This is a genomic window from Nonomuraea sp. CA-218870 (assembly GCF_050936535.1).
GTDB classification, from domain to species: domain Bacteria; phylum Actinomycetota; class Actinomycetes; order Streptosporangiales; family Streptosporangiaceae; genus Nonomuraea; species Nonomuraea corallina.
The window spans coordinates 2,504,699-2,522,497 of sequence record NZ_JBNJMN010000001.1 but is presented as its reverse complement, the minus strand read 5'-3'; the positions used below and the strand labels follow the sequence as shown (position 1 = coordinate 2,522,497).

Annotated in this window: 13 protein-coding genes; 5 read left to right on the top strand and 8 right to left on the bottom strand. The window is 72.2% G+C overall.

Translation table 11 applies throughout. The features are described 5' to 3' along the window. Positions 1-42: 42 nt before the first annotated feature. Entirely contained in the window at positions 43-2,559 is a 2,517-nt protein-coding gene (locus ACQEUU_RS12400; RefSeq protein WP_433064490.1) for a DNA translocase FtsK, read from the bottom strand. A 223-nt stretch (positions 2,560-2,782) separates the two neighbouring features. Here ACQEUU_RS12400 and ACQEUU_RS12395 point away from each other — a divergent pair, with 223 nt between their 5' ends. Beyond that, positions 2,783-5,209 carry a SpoIIE family protein phosphatase gene (locus tag ACQEUU_RS12395; protein WP_433064487.1) on the top strand — a complete coding sequence of 809 codons (2,427 nt, stop codon included), beginning with the start codon at positions 2,783-2,785 and terminating at the stop codon, positions 5,207-5,209. Here ACQEUU_RS12395 and ACQEUU_RS12390 read toward each other — a convergent pair whose 3' ends face one another. Together ACQEUU_RS12390 and ACQEUU_RS12385 are read right to left on the bottom strand one after the other, a co-directional pair. After that, on the bottom strand, positions 5,210-6,151 hold the full coding sequence (locus ACQEUU_RS12390; RefSeq protein ID WP_433064484.1) for an aldose epimerase family protein: 942 nt from the start codon (positions 6,149-6,151) through the stop codon (positions 5,210-5,212). Beyond that, the gene (locus ACQEUU_RS12385; RefSeq protein WP_433064482.1) at positions 6,148-7,119 is read right to left on the bottom strand and encodes a LacI family DNA-binding transcriptional regulator; all 972 of its coding nucleotides are present in this window, start codon (positions 7,117-7,119) and stop codon (positions 6,148-6,150) included. Before ACQEUU_RS12385 ends, ACQEUU_RS12390 begins: the two co-directional genes overlap by 4 nt. A 222-nt stretch (positions 7,120-7,341) precedes the next feature. Here ACQEUU_RS12385 and ACQEUU_RS12380 point away from each other — a divergent pair, with 222 nt between their 5' ends. Genes ACQEUU_RS12380 through ACQEUU_RS12365 form a run of 4 tightly spaced genes read left to right on the top strand, consistent with a single transcriptional unit; the run spans position 7,342 to position 12,035 of the window. Beyond that, entirely contained in the window at positions 7,342-8,226 is an 885-nt protein-coding gene (locus ACQEUU_RS12380; RefSeq protein ID WP_433064479.1) for an NAD-dependent epimerase/dehydratase family protein, read from the top strand. After that, positions 8,226-9,104 carry a 5-dehydro-4-deoxyglucarate dehydratase gene (locus ACQEUU_RS12375; protein WP_433064477.1) on the top strand — a complete coding sequence of 293 codons (879 nt, stop codon included), beginning with the start codon at positions 8,226-8,228 and terminating at the stop codon, positions 9,102-9,104. Before ACQEUU_RS12380 ends, ACQEUU_RS12375 begins: the two co-directional genes overlap by 1 nt. Continuing rightward, positions 9,104-10,150 (top strand): mandelate racemase/muconate lactonizing enzyme family protein, encoded by a 1,047-nt coding sequence (locus ACQEUU_RS12370; protein WP_433071826.1) that lies wholly within the window; start codon positions 9,104-9,106, stop codon positions 10,148-10,150. The genes ACQEUU_RS12375 and ACQEUU_RS12370 overlap by 1 nt, the downstream gene beginning before the upstream one ends. Position 10,151: 1 nt before the next feature. Next, entirely contained in the window at positions 10,152-12,035 is a 1,884-nt protein-coding gene (locus tag ACQEUU_RS12365) for a DUF6807 family protein (protein ID WP_433064474.1), read from the top strand. Between the two features lie 66 nt (positions 12,036-12,101). Here the strand turns inward: ACQEUU_RS12365 and ACQEUU_RS12360 are convergent, their stop codons facing one another. The 5 genes from ACQEUU_RS12360 to ACQEUU_RS12340 all read right to left on the bottom strand — a co-directional run bounded on the left by ACQEUU_RS12360 (position 12,102) and on the right by ACQEUU_RS12340 (position 17,657). After that, positions 12,102-13,184, bottom strand: a complete 1,083-nt coding sequence (locus tag ACQEUU_RS12360) for a dienelactone hydrolase family protein (RefSeq protein WP_433064471.1) — start codon at positions 13,182-13,184, stop codon at positions 12,102-12,104. Positions 13,185-13,194: 10 nt separating this feature from the next. Further along, positions 13,195-14,475 (bottom strand): Gfo/Idh/MocA family protein, encoded by a 1,281-nt coding sequence (locus ACQEUU_RS12355; RefSeq protein ID WP_433064468.1) that lies wholly within the window; start codon positions 14,473-14,475, stop codon positions 13,195-13,197. A 64-nt stretch (positions 14,476-14,539) separates the two neighbouring features. Next, positions 14,540-15,820: an ABC transporter substrate-binding protein gene (locus ACQEUU_RS12350; RefSeq protein WP_433064465.1), complete on the bottom strand. Its 1,281-nt coding sequence runs from the start codon at positions 15,818-15,820 to the stop codon at positions 14,540-14,542. Between the two features lie 39 nt (positions 15,821-15,859). Next, positions 15,860-16,729, bottom strand: a complete 870-nt coding sequence (locus ACQEUU_RS12345) for a carbohydrate ABC transporter permease (RefSeq protein WP_433064463.1) — start codon at positions 16,727-16,729, stop codon at positions 15,860-15,862. Continuing rightward, the gene (locus tag ACQEUU_RS12340; RefSeq protein WP_433064460.1) at positions 16,713-17,657 is read right to left on the bottom strand and encodes a carbohydrate ABC transporter permease; all 945 of its coding nucleotides are present in this window, start codon (positions 17,655-17,657) and stop codon (positions 16,713-16,715) included. Before ACQEUU_RS12340 ends, ACQEUU_RS12345 begins: the two co-directional genes overlap by 17 nt. Positions 17,658-17,799: the final 142 nt, after the last annotated feature.

Here is a 17,799-nt window from a genome sequence, read left to right as displayed (position 1 = left end):
CTCCTATTCAAACAGTTACCAATGGGGAAGTGGGCATTGGGGTCATTCGCCACGCAGGTCAGCCAGCAATCCGGGCAGATCATCCGGTTTCACCAGCACCTCGCGGGCCTTGGAACCCTCGCTGGGGCCGACGACCTCGCGGCTCTCCAGCAGGTCCATCAGCCGCCCGGCCTTGGCGAAGCCGACGCGCAGCTTGCGCTGGAGCATCGAGGTCGAGCCGAACTGGGTGGTGACGATCAGCTCGGCGGCCTGGATGAGCAGGTCGAGGTCGTCGCCGATGTCCTCGTCGATCTCCTTCTTGGCGCCGGCCGCGACGGTCACGTCATGGCGGTACTCCACCTGCATCTGCTGCTTGCAGTGGGTGACGATCTCGGCGATCTCTTTTTCGGAGACGAACGCGTTCTGGATGCGGATCGGCTTGCTGGCCCCCATCGGCAGGAACAGCGCGTCACCCTGGCCGACCAGCTTGTCGGCGCCCGGCTGGTCGAGGATGACCCGCGAGTCGGTCAGCGAGGAGACCGCGAACGCCAGCCGGGACGGCACGTTGGCCTTGATCAGGCCGGTGACCACGTCCACGCTCGGCCGCTGGGTGGCGATGACCAGGTGGATGCCGGCCGCGCGGGCGAGCTGGGTGATCCGCACGATCGAGTCCTCGACGTCGCGCGGGGCCACCATCATGAGGTCGGCCAGCTCGTCCACGATCACCAGCAGGTACGGGTAGGGCTGGTAGACGCGTTCGCTGCCGGGCGGCGGGGTGAGCTTGCCGGCCCGTACCGCCTTGTTGAACTCGTCGATGTGGCGGAAGCCGCTGGCTGCCAGGTCGTCGTAGCGGCGGTCCATCTCGCCCACCACCCATTCGAGGGCCTCGGCGGCCTTCTTCGGGTTGGTGATGATCGGGGTGATCAGGTGGGGGATGCCCTCGTACACGGAGAGCTCGACGCGCTTGGGGTCGACGAGGACCATGCGCACCTCGTCGGGGGTGGCGCGCATGAGGATGGAGGTGATCAGGCCGTTGACGCAGACGGACTTTCCCGCGCCGGTGGCGCCGGCGATGAGCAGGTGGGGCATCTTGGCCAGGTTGGCCACGATCGTGCGGCCCTCGACGTCCTTGCCCAGTCCGACGATCATCGGGTGGTGGTCGGCCTGGGCGACCTGGGCGCGGAGCACGTCGCCGAGCGCGACCAGGTCCTTGTCGGCGTTCGGGATCTCGACCCCGATCGCTGACTTGCCGGGGATCGGGGACAAAATCCGGACATCGGCCGATTTAACGGCATAGGCGATGTTCTTGGTGAGCGCGGTGACCTTCTCCACCTTCACCGCGGGTCCCAGCTCGATCTCGTAGCGGGTCACGGTCGGACCGCGGGTGAAGCCGATCACCTGGGCGTCGATGGCGAACTGCTCCAGCACGCTGGTCAGCGCGTTCACCACGACCGTGTTGGCCTTGGTCTGCGGCTTGGGCGCGGTGCCCGGCTTGAGGTGCTGCAGGTCAGGCAGCTGGTACGGGCCGGCCTGCGGGGAGAGTACGAGCTGCTCCACCTTGCGCGGCGCCGGGGTCGGCTGCGGCGGCTCAGGCGGCCTGACGACGGGCTCAGGGGACGGCGGCTCCTCCTCGTCCGTGAGCCCGGGGACGATCTCCGGCGAGTGCCGTTCGCGCTTCTCCTTCTCCGAGAGGACGGGCGTGTCGTACGGCTTGACCGAGTCCTCGCCCTCGGCGGCGGGCTTCTTCGGCCGGGTGCGCTTCCTCGGCTGCGGCGCGGGCCCGCCCTCCGGCGTCTGCCGCTCGAAGAGCAGGTGGCGCAGCTCGGCCAGCCGCTCGGGGATGCGGTGCACCGGCGTGGCCGTGATCACCAGCACGCCGAACCCGGACAGGAGCAGCAGCAGTGGGATCGTGATCCACGGCGGCAGGATGCTCATCGGCGGCGCGGACACGATGAACCCGATCAGGCCGCCCGCCTGCGACACCTTCTCCATCGTGTTGTTCGCGTCGCCCGCGGGATAGGGGGTGCCGTTGGCGACGTGGATCACGCCGAGGACGCCGACGAGCAGCGCGCTCCACCCGATCACCATCCGGCCGGTGTCGGCGTTCTGGTCGGGGTGACGCAGGTAGCGCCAGGCCAGCAGGCCGAGCAGCAGCGGCAGCGCCCACGCCAGCGAGCCGAACACGGCGTGCACGACGGTGTGGACCACGTCGGAGACGCCGCTCCTGGTGTCGCGCCAGGTCATGGCCGCCAGGACGACGGCCCCGGCGAGGACGGCCAGGCCCACGCCGTCGCGCCGGTGGACCGGGTCGAGGTCTCTGGCGTTCTTGCCCAGCGCCCTCGCGGTGCTGCCGATGCCGTTGGCGAGCAGCATCCACAGCCCCACGACCAGCTTGCCGATCATGGTGAACACCCAGCTGATCGGGTCCTGGTGCGTCAGGGGAGCCTTGCGCGCCGGCCCCGCCCCCTTCGCCCTGGACCGCCCCGCGGACGTGGCTCCCCGCTTCGGGGGAGTCGAGCGAGACGAGGGCGACCGCTTCGCCGGCCCCTTCGATGCGCTTTTCGGCGTACGGGTGGCCATGGTGCCAAAGGTACGTCGGATACTGCCGCGAAAGCACCGGGACGCGCCGGGGATCGCCGGATCATGTCGAAAGACCGCGTCGCGGACACCCGGAGACGCCCCCCGCCCCCGGGACGCGCCGCGAGTCCCGCCCCCTTCGTCGAAGTGGCGGAATCCCGGGCGGCCCGTCTGCCACTCTGAGAGTGACCGGATCGCCACATCGAGTGATGCCCTAGGACGCGCAGTGGAGACGACCCAGGTGTCGAGCACCGCCTTCGACGGCACGCCCCAAGCCCCGGCGGCAGCGCGGCGGTTCGTCCGCCAGGTGCTCGGCGCATGGCGCCTGGGCCACCTGGCGGAGGACGCCGTGCTGCTGACCAGCGAACTCGTCACCAACGCGGTGGTGCACGCCGGCACCGGCGTCGAGCTCACCTGCCGGCTGGACGCCGGGGCGGTGCCGCCCAGGCTGGAGATCGAGGTCGACGACCGGCGTCCGGGCCGGGGTCTCCTGGCCGAGCCCGCCCCCGCCGGGCCGGAGGCCACCTCCGGGCGCGGCCTGGCGCTGGCGAGCATGCTGGCCGACGCCTGGGGCGTCACGTACACCAGGACGGTGAAGCGGGTCTGGGTGCGGATGGAGGTCGACGGCGCGCAGGAGCCGCCCTCCCCCGCGGTGCCGTCGCCGCGCGAGCCGGTCGACGCGCTGCGGGTGGCGGTGCTGGTCGCCGACGCGGGCGGCCGGGTGATCTCCTGGAACGCCGACGCCGAGTCCCTGCTCGGCTGGACGGGACGGCAGGCCGTCGGCCGGCCGCTGGAGGAACTGGTCGACTGGCGCGGTCACGGCCCGCACGCACCGGCCCTGTCCGACACGCTCGCGCTCGGCCGCTGGCGCGGCGAGACGCGGATGCGCCACCGCGACGGCCGGCTGGTCCCGGTCTACGTCTCCCATCTGCGCACCGGAGGCTCGCCCGGGGACCGGCGGGCGATCTGGATGGTGGTGGGCGGCGACCACGGGTTCGTGCTGGCCTCGCCATCGCCGCCCGCCCGGCGGGAGGCGGGCCGGCGCATCGAGGACCTGCTCGACCGGGACGGCCCGCTCCCCGAGCTGCTCGACACGATCGCGCGCGTCGTCCAGCTGGCCGGCGCGGGCGACGCCGGGTACGTGCTGCTGCGCGCGGGCTCCGACCGGTTCACGGTGGCGGCGGGGGCGGGCGCCGCCGCCGGGGCGGTGAGCGTCGCCGCGGCGGGCGCGTTCGCCGCCGACCGGCGCGCGCCCGCGGTCGTCGAGGACCTGCCGGCCGCCGACGCCGAGCTGGCCGGGCTGCTGCGGGCCAGGTCGCTGGCCTGCGCGCCGCTGGTGGTGGCGGACGAGGTGATCGGCCACCTGGCGGTGACCGCCGCCGAGCCCGGCCGGTTCGACCAGGATCTTTCCGCGAGCCTGCGGCACATCGCCGACCAGGTGGCCGGCGCCCTGCACCGGCGGCGGCTGGCCGAGCGGGACCGGACGCAGCGGGGGCGGCTGTCGTTCCTCACCGAGGCGGGCGAGCTGCTCGCGGGCGCGCGAGACGAGGAGCTGATCGCGGCGCTGGCGGCCCAGCTCGTGGTGCCCAGGCTCGCCACCTGGGCCGCGGTCTACCTGACCGACCTGGCGGGCATGACCCGGCTGGCGCACGTGTGGCACAGCGAGCAGCGGCACAACGCCGAGCTGCGCGCCTGCCTGCCCGCCATCCCCCGCTCGCCGCTGGACGAGGTCGTCTGGCCGGTCACCCGGGAGAGCGTGCTGTCCTTCCCGCTGCAGGCCCAGGGCAGGTCGCACGGCGCGCTGGTGATCGGCCGCCGGGAGCCGGCGCTGCCGCTGGAGCTGGCGGCCCTGCTCGCCGACCTGTGCCGCCTGATCGCGCTCAACCTGCACACGGCCATGCTCTACGCCCGCCAGGCCACCACCTCGAAGGTGCTGCAGCGCAGCCTGCTGCCGGTGCCGATGGCGCCCGTCCCGGGGCTGGAGTCCGCGGTCGTGTACGAGCCGGCCGAGGAGGGCGCGGACGTCGGCGGCGACTTCTACGACCTGTTCACCGTGGCCGGCCACGGATACTTCGCGCTCGGCGACGTCTGCGGCAGCGGGCCCGCGGCGGCCGCCGTCACCGGGCTGGCCAGGCACGCCGTGCGCCTGCTTGCCAAGGAGCACTACACCGTGGCCGACATCCTCGACCGGCTCAACCAGACCCTGCTGGAGGAGGACGAGGATGACCGGTTCCTGAGCCTGCTCTGCGGTGAGCTGACCCCGCTGCCGCGGGGCGGCGCGCGGTGCGCGATCGCCTCGGCCGGGCACGTGCCGCCCCTGCTGCTGCGCGCCGACGGCCGGGTGGAGCAGGCGGTCACCACGCCGCAGCTGCTGCTCGGCATCGAGGCGGACGCGCGGTTCCGCGTGGAGTCGTTCGAGCTGGCGCCCGGGGACGTGCTGCTGTGCGTCACCGACGGGGTGACCGAGCGGCGCGACGGCCGGCGGCTGCTCGACGACGACGACGGGCTGGCCAAGCTGCTGTCGGGGTGCGGCGGGCTGAACGCCGCCGCCGTCGCCGAACGGGTCAGGCAGGCGGTCGCCTCCTTCTCCGCGTCCCCGTCGAGGGACGACGTGGCGCTGCTGGTTCTGCGGGCGACGCCGGCCCGGCGCTGATCAGCCGGGGAAGCGGTAGGTGGTCGTCGAGGTGCGGCGCTCGCCGGGGCGCAGCACGGTCGAGGGGAACTCCGGCTGGTTGGGCGAGTCGGGGAAGTGCTGCGTCTCCAGGCAGAGCCCGGCGTGCGGGCCGTACGGGGTGGCGTCGCCGTCGAGCATGCCGCCGGCGTAGAACTGGACGCCTGGCTCGGTGGTGGTGACCTCCATGGTCCGTCCGCCGGCCGGGTCGGTCACGGTCATGTCGCCGTCGAGCACGAAGCAGTGGTCGTAGGCGCCGTCGAACCGTTCGCCGACCGCGTGCGGCGTGGTGAAGTCGAACACGGTGCCCTCCACCGGGGCGAGCTCGCCGGTGGGGATCTTGTCGTCGTCGACCGGCAGGTAGCGGGCCGCGTCGATGCGGACCACGTGGCCGAGCACGTCGCCGCCGCCGGCCAGGTTGAAGTAGGAGTGGTTGGTCAGGTTGACCACGGTGGGCGCGTCGGTCTCGACGGTGTAGTCGATGCGCAGCGCGTCGCCGTCGAGCGTGTAGGTGACCGTGGCGGTCAGCGTGCCGGGATAGCCCTGGTCGCCGTCGGGGCTGGTGAGCGCGAGCGTGACGGCCGAGCCTGTGACGTCGCGGACCTCCCAGACCTTGCTGTCGAAGCCCTCGGTGCCGCCGTGGAGGCTGTTGGGGCCGTTGTTGAGTGGCAGGTGGTACTCGACGCCGTCGAGGGTGAAGCGGCCGCCCGCGATGCGGTTGCCGTAGCGGCCGACCACGGTGCCGAAGTAGCGGCTGCGGGTCAGGTAGTCGGCCAGGGTCGGCAGGCTCAGCACCACATTGACGCCGTCGATTTCAAGCGTTTGCAGGATCGCGCCGTACGAGAGCACTGCCGCGCGCAGGCGCCCCGAGGACAGTTCGTGGCGCTCGACGCTTTCCCCCGAGGGCAGCGTTCCGAAGATCATGAGTGTGCCTCTCCCGTTGATTCGCGGACGATCAGGCTGGTCTCCAGCACGGTGACGCCGCTGGTGGCCTCGGAGTCGACCGAGCCGAGCAGCAGGTCGACGGCGATGCGGCCGGCGGCGGCGGTCGGCATGGCGATGGTGGTCAGCTTGGGGCGGCTCAGGCGGCCGGGGACGATGTCGTCGACGCCGATCACGCTGAGGTCACCCGGCACGTCGACGCCCCGCTCGGCCAGGCCCTCGATCAGGCCGATCGCGACCAGGTCGTTGTAGGCGAGCACCCCCGTGGCGCCCGAGGCGATGACGTCGGTGACGGCGGCCAGGCCGCCGAGCTCGGTGGGCGGGTTGGGCCCCAGGAAGGTGACGTCGGCCCCGCTCATGGCGGCGGCGGCCGCCTGCATCTCCTTGCTGGTCCACGACCCGCTGGGCCCGGTCACCAGGGCGAGCCTGCGGTGGCCGAGCGCGGCCAGGTGCTCGACGGCGAGCCTGACCCCGCGCCCGACGTCCATGAGCACCGTGGGCATGCCCTTGACCCTGCGGTTGACCACCACGAACGGCACCTCCTCGCGCAGGCGCTCGATCGTCTTGTTGGTGAGCCGGGGGCTGCACAGCAGCACGCCGTCGACCTGCTTGGTGAGGGTCTGGATCAGCTCCTCCTCGACCTGCGGGTCCTCGTCGGTGTCGGCCACGAACACGTGGTAGTCGCGGAGCCTGGCCTGCGCCTGGGCGGCCTTGATGAGGGGCGGGAAGAAGGGGTTGGCGATGTCGGCCACGATCAGGCCGAGGTTGTGGGTGCGCCCCGTGGTGAGCGCGCGGGCGGCCCGGTTGGGCCGGTAGCCGAGGTCCTCGGCGACGGCGAGCACGCGGGTGCGGGTCACCGGATTGACCAGATGGGGCGCGGAGAACGCGCGCGACACCGTGGAGACGTGCACGCCTGATGCCTCCGCCACGTCACGAATCGTCACCGCCACGCTGGGCCTCCGAGCATGCACTGTACATTAATGCAAGCGCTTGTATCCATGTCAACGGATCCCCGTCGCGGGGGCCATGCGCCGGAAACTCACCTTACCGCCCACGGGGCCAGCGTCGATACCGCAGCCCGGGATGAGGCGGCTTGACGTTCTCCCAGCGACGCCTCAATACTTTTTGCAACCGGTTGCGGTCCACGATCCCTGCGGAAGGGTGAACGAGCGATGACACGAACATTGGTGACGGGCAGCGCCGGAAGGCTGGGGCGCAGCCTGGTCACCTGGCTGGCGCAGGCAGGTCACGAAGTGATCGGCGTCGACGTCACCGCCGGCACCCCGGACGAGGCTGCGGCCTCCCTCCCGGCCGACCTCACCGACCTGGGCGAGACGTACGACGTGATGGCGCGCTTCCGGCCCGACGTGGTGATCCACCTGGCGGCGATCGCGACCCCGTTCAGCCGCACCGAGGGCGTGATCTTCCGCACCAACACGCAACTGGCCTTCAACGTGTGCGAGGCGGCGAGCAACTCCGGCGTGGGCCGGGTCGTGGTCGCCAGCAGCCCGACGGTGATCGGGTACGGGTCGCCGTCCGGCTGGTCGCCCCGCTATCTGCCGATCGACGAGGACCACCCGACCGCGCCGTGGAACGCCTACAGCCTGTCCAAGGTCGTGGCCGAGCAGACGATGGCGTCGTTCGCACGCTCCCGCGAGACGCGGTTCGCGGCCGTGCGGCCGTGCTTCGTGGTGGCGCCCGAGGAGTGGGCGGGGGCTCCCACCCAGTCGGGCCACACCATCCTCGAACGTCTCGACCGGCCGGAGGTCGCCGGCGTCTCCCTGTTCAACTACATCGACGCCAGGGACGCCGCCGACATGATCGCCACCCTCGTCGAACGGCTGCCCGGCCTGCCCAACGGCGAGGTGTTCTTCGCCGGCGCCGCCGACGCGCTGGCCCGCCGCCCGCTCGCCGACCTGCTCCCCGCCGTGATGCCCGGCACGACCGACCAGGCCGCCGCGCTCACCGGCAGCCTGCCCGCCTTCACCTCGGCCAAGGCCGCCCGGCTGCTCGGCTGGACCGCCAAGCGCAGCTGGCGTACCGAACTGGAGATCTGATGCACCTCACCGGAGTCCTCTTCTTCCCCGTCACCCCCTTCACCCCGTCGGGAGACCTGGCCGAGGGGGTCCTGGCCGAGCACCTCGCGCGCGGGCTCGCCCACGGCCCCGGCGGGGTGTTCGCGGCCTGCGGCACCGGCGAGTTCCCCGCCCTGTCGGAGGCCGAGCACGCCGCCGCCGTCCGGGTCGCGGTCCGGACGGCCCGCGGTCGGGCGCCGGTGTTCGCGGGCGCGGGCGGGCCGTTCGGCGCCGCGCTGGCGCAGGCCAGGGCGGCGCGCGAGGCGGGCGCCGACGGGCTGCTGCTGATGCCGCCCTACCTGGCCAGGGGCACGGCCGAGGGGTTCGTCGCGTACGTGCGGGCGATCGCGGCGATCCTGCCGGTGATCGTCTACCAGCGCGGCCCGGTGGTGCTCGACCCGGACCAGGTCGTCGAGCTGGCCCGGGTGCCGGGCGTGGTCGGGCTGAAGGACGGCCTGGGCGACATCGACCTCATCCAGCGCTCGGTGCTGGCGGTGCGCAGGGAGGTGGGCGACGGTTTCACGTTCTTCAACGGCCTGCCGACGGCCGAGCTGACCATGGGCGCCTACCGGGGAATCGGCGTCGAGCTGTACTCATCGGCGGTCTTCGCCTTCGCACCCGAGATCGCGAACGCGTACCTCAACGGCGACCACCGGCTGCTGACCGAGTTCTACGAGCCGCTGGTGCGGCTGCGCTCGAAGGTGCCCGGGTACGCGGTCGCGCTGGTCAAGGCCGGGGTGCGGCTGGGCGGCCTGGACGTGGGGCCGGTCCGGCCGCCGCTGGTCGACGCCGCGCCCGAGGACGTGGCCGAGCTCGAAGCGTTGATCAAGCACGGGCGTTCACTGATCGGCACGCCGTGATCCGCGATCTGACGGTCACGCCGCGCACGGTCGCGCTGCGCCGTCCCTGGGGGCCGGACGTGCCCGCCAACCACGTCCTGGTCGTCGAGGTCGCGCTCGCCGACGGCCGGGTGGGCACCGGGTTCTCCTGGACGCCGCAGATCGGCGCGCACGCGGTGCGGGCGCTGCTGGAGCACGACGTCCGCGACGCGCTGATCGGCCTGGACCCGCATCCCGAGGTCGTGTGGGACCGGCTCTGGCGGCACCTGCGCGAGGCCGGGCCGGGCGGGATCACCACGATCGCGCTGGCCGGCGTCGACCTGGCGCTGTGGGACCTGCGCTGCGGCGAGCGCGGCCTGGTCGACGTGCTGGGCCGCCGCAGGGACTCCGTCCCGGTGTACGGAAGCGGGGTCAACCTGCACTACCCGCTGGACGAGCTGGTGGCGCAGGCCGGCCGATGGAAGGCCGCCGGCCTGCCCGGGGTCAAGATCAAGGTGGGCCGGCCGGACCTGCGCGAGGACGTGGCCCGGGTGGCCGCCGTCCGTGAGGTGATCGGCCCGGAGACGCTGCTGATGGTGGACGCCAACCAGCGCTGGGACCTGCACCGGGCCCGGCGCGCCGCCGAGGCGCTCGCCCCGTACGGTCTGCACTGGCTGGAGGAGCCGCTGCCGGCCGACGACGTGGCGGCGCACGTGGAGCTGCGCCGGTCGGTGGACGTGCCGATCGCGGTCGGCGAGAACGTCTACACCGTCTACGGCTTCCGCGACCTGCTGGTGGCCGGGGCCTGCGACGTCGTGCAGCCGAACGTGGTCAGGGTCGGCGGCATCACCCCGTTCCTGCGGATCGCGGAGCTGGCGCGCGCCTTCGACGTGCCGGTCCACCCGCACCTGCTGCCGGACCTGTCGGGGCAGCTGGCGCTGACGCTGCCGCTGCCGTCCATGGCCGAGGACGTCGAGGACGCCTCGTTCGCCGCGCTGGGGCTGCTCGCCGAGCCGTACCCTGTCCGGATGGACGGCGCGGAGCTGCGCGCCGGCGAACACCGGGGCCTCGGCCTGCGCTGGAGGTGACATGCGTGTCGTGCTGGCCGGAGCCCAGGGCTTCGGCTCCCACTATCTCGACCGGCTGCGCCGGCTGACCGGGCTGGTCGAGCTGGCCGGGGTCTGCGACGTGCGACCGGTCCCGCCGGAGAGCCTGGAAGGGCTCGGCTCCCCGGAGATCTCGGCCGACCTGCCCGGCCTGATCGCACGGACCGGCGCCGAGATCGCGATCCTGGCCACGCCCATCCCGACCCACGCCGAGCTGGCGCTGGCCGCGCTGGAGGCGGGCGCGCACGTGCTGGTGGAGAAGCCGACGGCGGCCACGCTGGCGGACTTCGACCGGATGGAGCGGGCCGCCGCCAAGGCGGGGCTGGCCTGCCAGGTCGGCTTCCAGAGCCTCGGCTCGGCGGCGGTGCCCGCGGTGCGCGAGCTGATCGCGAGCGGCGCGATCGGCCGCGTCACCGGCATCGGCGTGGGCGGCTCGTGGCCGCGCCCGGCCGCGTACTTCACCCGCAGCCCGTGGGCGGGCCGGCGGGTGCTCGACGGGGTGGACGTGGTCGACGGCGCGCTGACGAACCCGTTCGCGCACGCGCTGGCCACCGCGCTGGCCGTGGCCGGGGCTGACGAGCGCGGCGCGATCGCGTCGGCGGAGACCGAGCTGTTCCACGCCAACCGGATCGAGTCCGACGACACCTCCGCCGTCCGGGTCACCCTCGCCGACGGCACCCCGCTGGTGGCCGCGGTCACGCTCTGCGCGGCCGAGCGCGACGAGCCGTACGTGCTCGTGCACGGCGACAGGGGGCGCGTCCGGTTCGTCTACACGATGGACGAGGTACGGGTGGACGACGGGCCCGCGCGCCGCTACGGCCGCACCGACCTGCTGGTCAACCTGGTCGAGCACGTGCGGTCTGGCGTCCCGCTGCTGGCGCCGATCCGGCGCACGGGCGGGTTCATGGAGGTGATGGAGGCGATCAGGCTCGCGCCCGACCCTCTGCCGATCGCCGACGACCACCAGGACCTGTCCGGCGAGGGCCGGGTGCTGCCGGGCATCGCCGCCGCCGTCGACGCGTGCGCCGCGAAGCTCGCGCTCTTCTCCGAGCTGGGCCTCGGCTGGGCCACGCCGCTGGTGGTGCGCGGCCTGCCCGTCGCCGAGTACGTGACCAGTCCCGACCTGCCGCTGACCGCCGCGCCCCGCCCCTACCTGCACCCGGTGCGCACCCTCGGCGGCGCCGTGGTGACCGAGCTGCGGCCCGACGACCACCCGCACCATCTCGGGGCCGGGGTGGCGGTGACGGACCTGGGCGGGCGCAACTTCTGGGGCGGGCGCACCTACGTCCGCGACCGGGGCCCGGCCTGGCTCGACGACCACGGCGTCCAGCGGCACGTGGCCTTCACCGAGCGCCACCCCGCCGGCTTCATCGAGACGCTGCTGTGGCAGCGGCCCGGGGAGGAGGCGCTGGTGCGGGAGGAGCGGACGGTGCGGGCCCGCCCGGCGGCGCGCGGGTGGGTGCTGGAGTTCGGCTTCACCCTGCACAACCTGACCGGGGCGCCGCTGACGGTGCGCAGCTCGGCCACCAAGGGGCGGGCGGGCGCCGGTTACGGCGGGTTCTTCTGGCGCGCGCCGGCGGGCTCGCCGGGGTTACGCGTGTTCACCGCGGCGGCCGAGGGCGAGGAGCGGGTGCACGGCTCGCGGGCGCCGTGGCTGGCGCTGTCGTCGGAGGCGTGGACGCTCCTGTTCGTCCAGGGCAGCGACCCCTGGTTCGTCCGGGTGGCCGAGTACCCGGGCGTCGGCACGGCGCTGGCCTGGGACACGCCGCTGACGTTCGGTGACCGGCTGGACCGGAAGGTGTCCGTCGTGGTGGTCGACGGACGCCTGTCCCGCCAGGAGGCGGCCGAGCTGGCCGCGGGCCGCTGACGCCCCCGGCCCGGCGCGGTGCCACGCCGGGCCCGGGTTCACCGATCTCGACCGGTGACCGTCCTCTCAAGCCGGATTGAGCCGAGCGGCCAGCCAGGTGAAGGCGTGCTCCTGCATCGGCACGTCGAAGCGGTGCGGGACGTCGAAGAAGACGCCCTCGTATCCGCCGCCGGTGTAGCGGCGGGCGATGGCCTCGTGGGCGCGGCGCATCCCCCGCCCGGGGAACAGCCGGTCGTCTCCCGCGTACAGCGCCAGCAGGGGCCGCGGTGCTCCGGACGCGACCAGCGCGGGCCAGTCGCAGACCCGGGACAGGCCGGGCGGGAACAGCATCCACGTGTGCGAGGCCACGTACCCGTCGAGCAGGTCGGCGTAGGACGACGTCATCGCGGCGACCACGACCGCCCGGATTCCGGGGTCGAACGCGCCCAGCAGCGCCGCCCGCAGCCCGCCGCCCGACAGGCCGGCGCAGCCGACCGGGCCGATGTCGGGCCGCCCGCGCAGGTACGCCGCCGCGGCCAGGTCCTCGCCCGCCACCACGCCCGCGAACGACGTGCCCAGCAGCCTGCAGTACTTCTCCAGCACGTGCTCGTGGTGACCGGCGGCCACGTCGTAGCGGTCGGCCTCCGACAGCTCCGGGTCCGCCGCCAGGGCCGTCACCCGTTCCGGCATGTCCATGAGCGGGAACCGGCGGCTCCCCCAGCCGGTCACGTCGTGCGCCAGCACCGCGAAGCCGCGCCCGGCCAGCTCGGAGGCGAACGCCCGGCCGCCGTACAGCTCGCCGCGGAGCCGCCGCACCTCCGGCGTGGGCGGCTCGGGCCCGTCGGCGATCTTCTCCTTGCCCGCCCACTTCATGCCCGCGTGGCAGTGCAGGGCCACCACGCCGGGGAGCGTTCCCCGGTGGCCGCGCGGCCTGAGCAGGTAGGCGCGGGTGCGCGGACCGTAGCCGACGTCCCAGGACAGCTCCTCGCCGTCCAGGCCGTCCGCCGTCCAGGTGCGCTCCACCCGTACGTCCCGGGCCGTCAGGTCGAGCGTCCCGACGGCCTCCCGCGCGACGGTCCGCAGCTCCGGCCCGGCGGACGCGTCCGGGAACAGCTCCCACTGCCTCCCGGCCACGTCGGCGAGCCCCGAGAACTCCCCTAGATGTCGCATCTCGTACGGATCAGACGTCGGCGATCCGGGTGCCGCCGGCCGTGAGGCGGACGGGCTGGCCGGTGTCGGCGGAGCGGGTGGCCGCGACGCCGACCAGCACGCTGCGGATGCCGTCCCGGTAACCCGCAGGGCGGCCGAGCGGGTCGTCGCCTGGGCCGCGGAAGACGTCGTCCAGCAGCAGCCGGTCACCGCCGCCGTGGCCGCCCGCGCCCCGGTCGATCGGCACCTCCTCCGGCTCCCGCCAGTGGCGGTGCAGGACGAGCCGCTCCCAGGAGCCGGCCGCGCGCTCCTTGCTCGCCGCGCTCGGGTCGACGGCGGCGTGCGGCGGGGTCCAGGCGCGTTCGCACACCTCCAGCTCGATCCGCCCCTCCGTGCCGTTGAACGCCACCCGGTACCCCTCGAACGGCGCGTGCGCGGTCAGCGAGTAGGTGAGCACCGCCCGGTCGGCGTAGCGGACCAGCACCGCCATGGTGTCGTCGATGGTCACCCCGGGCGCGAAGACGTCCTGGTCGCGGATGTAGCCGTCCTCGTGCTCGGCGTCCAGGTAGAGCCGCTTGAGCCGCTCGTCCTGGGAGATGTCCAGGATGTACGGGTCGCTGCCCAGCCCAGGAGCGCCCTGGCCGCGCGGCGGTCGCGGGCCCCGCGGCCGCGCCTGGCCGTAGAAGCGCAGGTCGGTCTGGGCGAAGACGAGCTCCGGGGCCGCGCCGAGCCACCAGTTGACCAGGTCGAAGTGGTGGGTGGACTTGTGCACGAGCAGCCCGCCGGAGTTGGCGCGCTCGCGGTGCCAGCGGCGGAAGTAGTCGGCGCCGTGGATGGTGTCGAGCGCCCACTCGAAGTGCACGGACGTGACCTCGCCGATCGCCCCCTCGCCGAGGAGTCGCTTCACGGCCGAGTTGCGCGGCGAGTAGCGGTAGTTGAAGGTGACCACCAGCTTGCCGGGGTTGCGCTCGGCCGCCTCGGCGATGGCGGCGCAGCCCTCGGCGTCGACGGTGAGCGGCTTCTCCACGATGACGTCGAGCCCGGCGTCGAGGGCGGCGACGACGTAGCGGGCGTGGGTGGCGTCGACCGTGCACACGACCACGGCGTCGGCCAGTTCCAGCATCTTGCCGTACTCGTCCGGCGCGAAGCACGGCACCGGGCCGCCGATCCGCTCGGCGTAGTAGGCCATGCGCGTGGTGTTGACGTCGCACAGGCCGACGATGGTCCCGGTGTCCCGCCAGTCGCCCAGCAGCGCGTCGACGTACAGCTGCGCGCGGTGGCCGAGACCGACGAAGGCGTACCTGGTGCTCACGTGCTCTCTCCCCGGGTCGCGGTGGCGGCCGGGGGCGGGGCGCCCCCGGCCGGTCGCCGGCTGGTCAGCCGGCGATGGCGGCGTTCGCCTCCTGGAGGAACTTCGCCGCGGCCTCGTCCGGGGTCGCCCGGCCGAACACGACCTCCTCGCTGGCGCGCTCCAGGATGTCCTCCATCTCCAGGGCGCCCTTCGGCGGGGCCTCGATCGGGCTCAGCTCGCTCTTGACCTCGTCGATGAAGTCCAGGGTCTTCTGGTCGGCGGCCGGGAGCTTGTCCTTGACGGCGGCGAGCACCTTGGCGTTGGTGGGCAGGCCGCGGTCGCTCAGCAGGATGCCGGCCGCGTCGGGGTCGTTGACCAGGAAGTCGATGAACTTGCCCGCCTCCGCCGCGCGCTCGGTCTTGGCCGAGGCGGCGTAGAACATGGCGGGCTGCAGGAACATGCCGCTGGTGGTGGCGCCCTCCGCCTTGGGCATCCGCAGCAGCGTCATGTCCTGGCCGGACGACTTCGTCAGGGCGTTGAGCTGGTTGCTCCACCACATGCCCATGGCGCCCGCGTTGGTGCCGAGCAGCGACTGCTCGGGACCGGTGTCGCCGATCTCCTCGCTCTTGGCGGCGTCGGGCGAGCCCTTGGTCTCGATGAGCTTCTGGTGGATGGCCCACCAGGACTTGATCGTGTCGGTCGACATGCCGATCTTGGTGCCGTCGTAGAACTTCTCGCCGCGCTGGGCCGCGTAGATCTGCAGCCAGGCCGGGTTGAAGTTGTACTCGGCGCCGGTGACGGCGCCCGTGGCCGAGATCTCCTGGGCCAGTGTGACCCACTGGTCCCAGGTCCACGTGGCGTCGTCCGGCAGCTCCTTCTTCGCCTTCTCCAGCGCGGCCGGGTTGGCCAGCATGGAGAAGGCGTTGACGCCGGTCGGGACGGCCCACTGCTTGCCCTCGATCTGACCGCTCGCCAGGACCTGCTGGTCCAGGTCGGCGGTGGGCAGCTTGCCGCCCAGGTCCATCAGCGCGCCGCGGCCGGCGTACTCGCTGAGGCCGCGGATCTCGATGCTCAGCACGTCGGGGGCGTCGTTGGCGGCGACCTTGGTGGCGAGCTTCTCGTAGTAGCTGTCCCAGTTGGAGAAGTCGCCCTCGACGTCGATCGTCGGGTTCTTCTCCTCGAACTTCTGGATGGCCTGCTCGGTCAGCTTCTGCCGCGCGTCGCTGCCCCAGTAGGCGAAGGTGATCTTCACCTTGCCGCCGTCGCCGCCGTCGCCGCCGCTGTCGCCGCCGCCGCACGCGGCCGCGGTCAGCATGGCCGCCGAAAGCGCGGCGGCCATCATCGTCTTGCGAGAGCTGAGGTTCACAGCTCTACCTCCTCTTGGGTTACAGGGGGTGAAGAGGAACTACTTCAGGCCGGTGGTCGCCACGCCGCGGATCAGGTACTTCTGTCCCGCCAGGAAGAACCCGAAGATCGGCCCCAGTGACACGATCGACATCGCGAACATCGGACCCCACGAGGACTCGCCGCTGGAGTCCAGGAACTGCCGGAGCGCGACGGCGACCGTGAGGTTGTCGGAGTTGGTCAGGTACAGGTTCTGGCTGAAGAAGTCGTTCCACGTCCAGATGAAGGTGAAGATGCCGGTCGTGGCCAGCGCCGGCATGCACAGCGGCAGGATGACCTGGAGGAAGATCCGCCAGTAGCCCGCGCCGTCGATGGCCGCCGCCTCGTCCAGCTCCCGCGGCAGCGTCCTGATGAACTGCACCATCAGGAAGATGAAGAACGCGTCCGTGGCCAGGAACTTGGGCACCACCAGCGGCCAGATCGTGTTGATCCACTCCAGGTTGGCGAACACGATGTACTGCGGCACGACGGTCACGTGGTGCGGCAGCATGATCGAACCCAGCATGATCGCGAACCACAGCTTCTTCAGCGGGAAGTTCAGCCGGGCGAACGCGTAGGCGGCCAGCGAGCAGGCGACCAGGTTGGCCAGCACGGACAGGCCCGTGATGACGGCCGAGTTCCACAGGTAGTAGCCGAACGTGTGCTTCAGCGACGTCCAGCCCTCGCTGTAGTTGTCCAGCGTGACCGCGCTCGGCCACAGGCCCGGCTCGCGGAAGATGAGGTCCTCCGGCTTGAGCGAGCTGGAGATCATCCACAGCAGCGGGTAGAGCATGACCAGGCCGAAGCCGATCAGCAGCAGGTGCTTGAGCAGGCGGCCGCCCCGTGGCACCGGGCGGAACAGGAGCGGCACCTGCTTACTTCGAGTCGCCATAGAAGACCCAATACTTCGACGCGAGGAAGTTCACGCCGGTGAGCCCGGCGATGATGAGCAGAAGGACCCAGGCCATGGCGGCCGCGTAGCCCATCTCGTAGCTCTTGAAGCCCTTCAGGTAGAGGTAGAGCGTGTAGAAGAGCGTGGAGTCGACCGGTCCTCCGCTGCCGCCGCTGACGATGAACGACTGCGTGAACGACTGGAAGGACTTGATCACTTCGAGGACGAGGTTGAAGAAGATGATCGGCGTGAGCAGCGGCAGGGTGATCGAGCGGAACTGCCGCAACTTGGTGGCCCCGTCGACCGCGGCCGCCTCGTAGTAGCTCTGCGGGATCTGCCGCAACCCCGCCAGGAAGATCACCATGGGCGCGCCGAACGTCCACACGTGCAGGAGGATCAGCGTGCCGAGCGCGGTGTCCGGGTCGGAGACCCAGCCGGGCCCCTGGATGCCGAAGAAGGACAGCAGGGCGTTGACCAGGCCGTCGGTGCCGAAGATCTTCCGCCACAGGATGGCGATGGCCACGCTGCCGCCCAGGAGCGAGGGCAGGTAGTAGACCGAGCGGTAGAACGACAGCCCGCGCAGGCCCCGGTCCAGCGCGAGGGCCAGCGCCAGCGCGAAGGCGAGCTGCAGCGGCACCGACACGACCACGTAGATGGTGGTGACCTTGAGCGACTGGATGAACCGGGTGTCCTCGAAGAACATCTCCCGGTAGTTGTCCCAGCCGACCCACCGGGCCTCCTCCAGCAGGCTGTAGTCGGTGAACGACAGGTACAGCGAGGCCAGGATCGGCCCGACGGTGACCAGGAACAGGCCGATGAACCACGGCGCGAGGAAGACGTAGGCGGTGCGGGCCTCCCGCCGGCGGTGCACGTTCACGTTCCCGGCCCGCCGGCGTCGCTCCGGGGTGACAGAGATTGATTCGGACATACATCCCTCTTCCAGGCCCAGCCCGGCACGGCGGGATCGGATAGCGCATTCCTATAAGGACGCCAAAAGTTTCGTCAACCCTTTGCAGGTGTTACAAAGCCGTTATCGATATATCGTTACCGACATTTCCGCAGCTCAGATG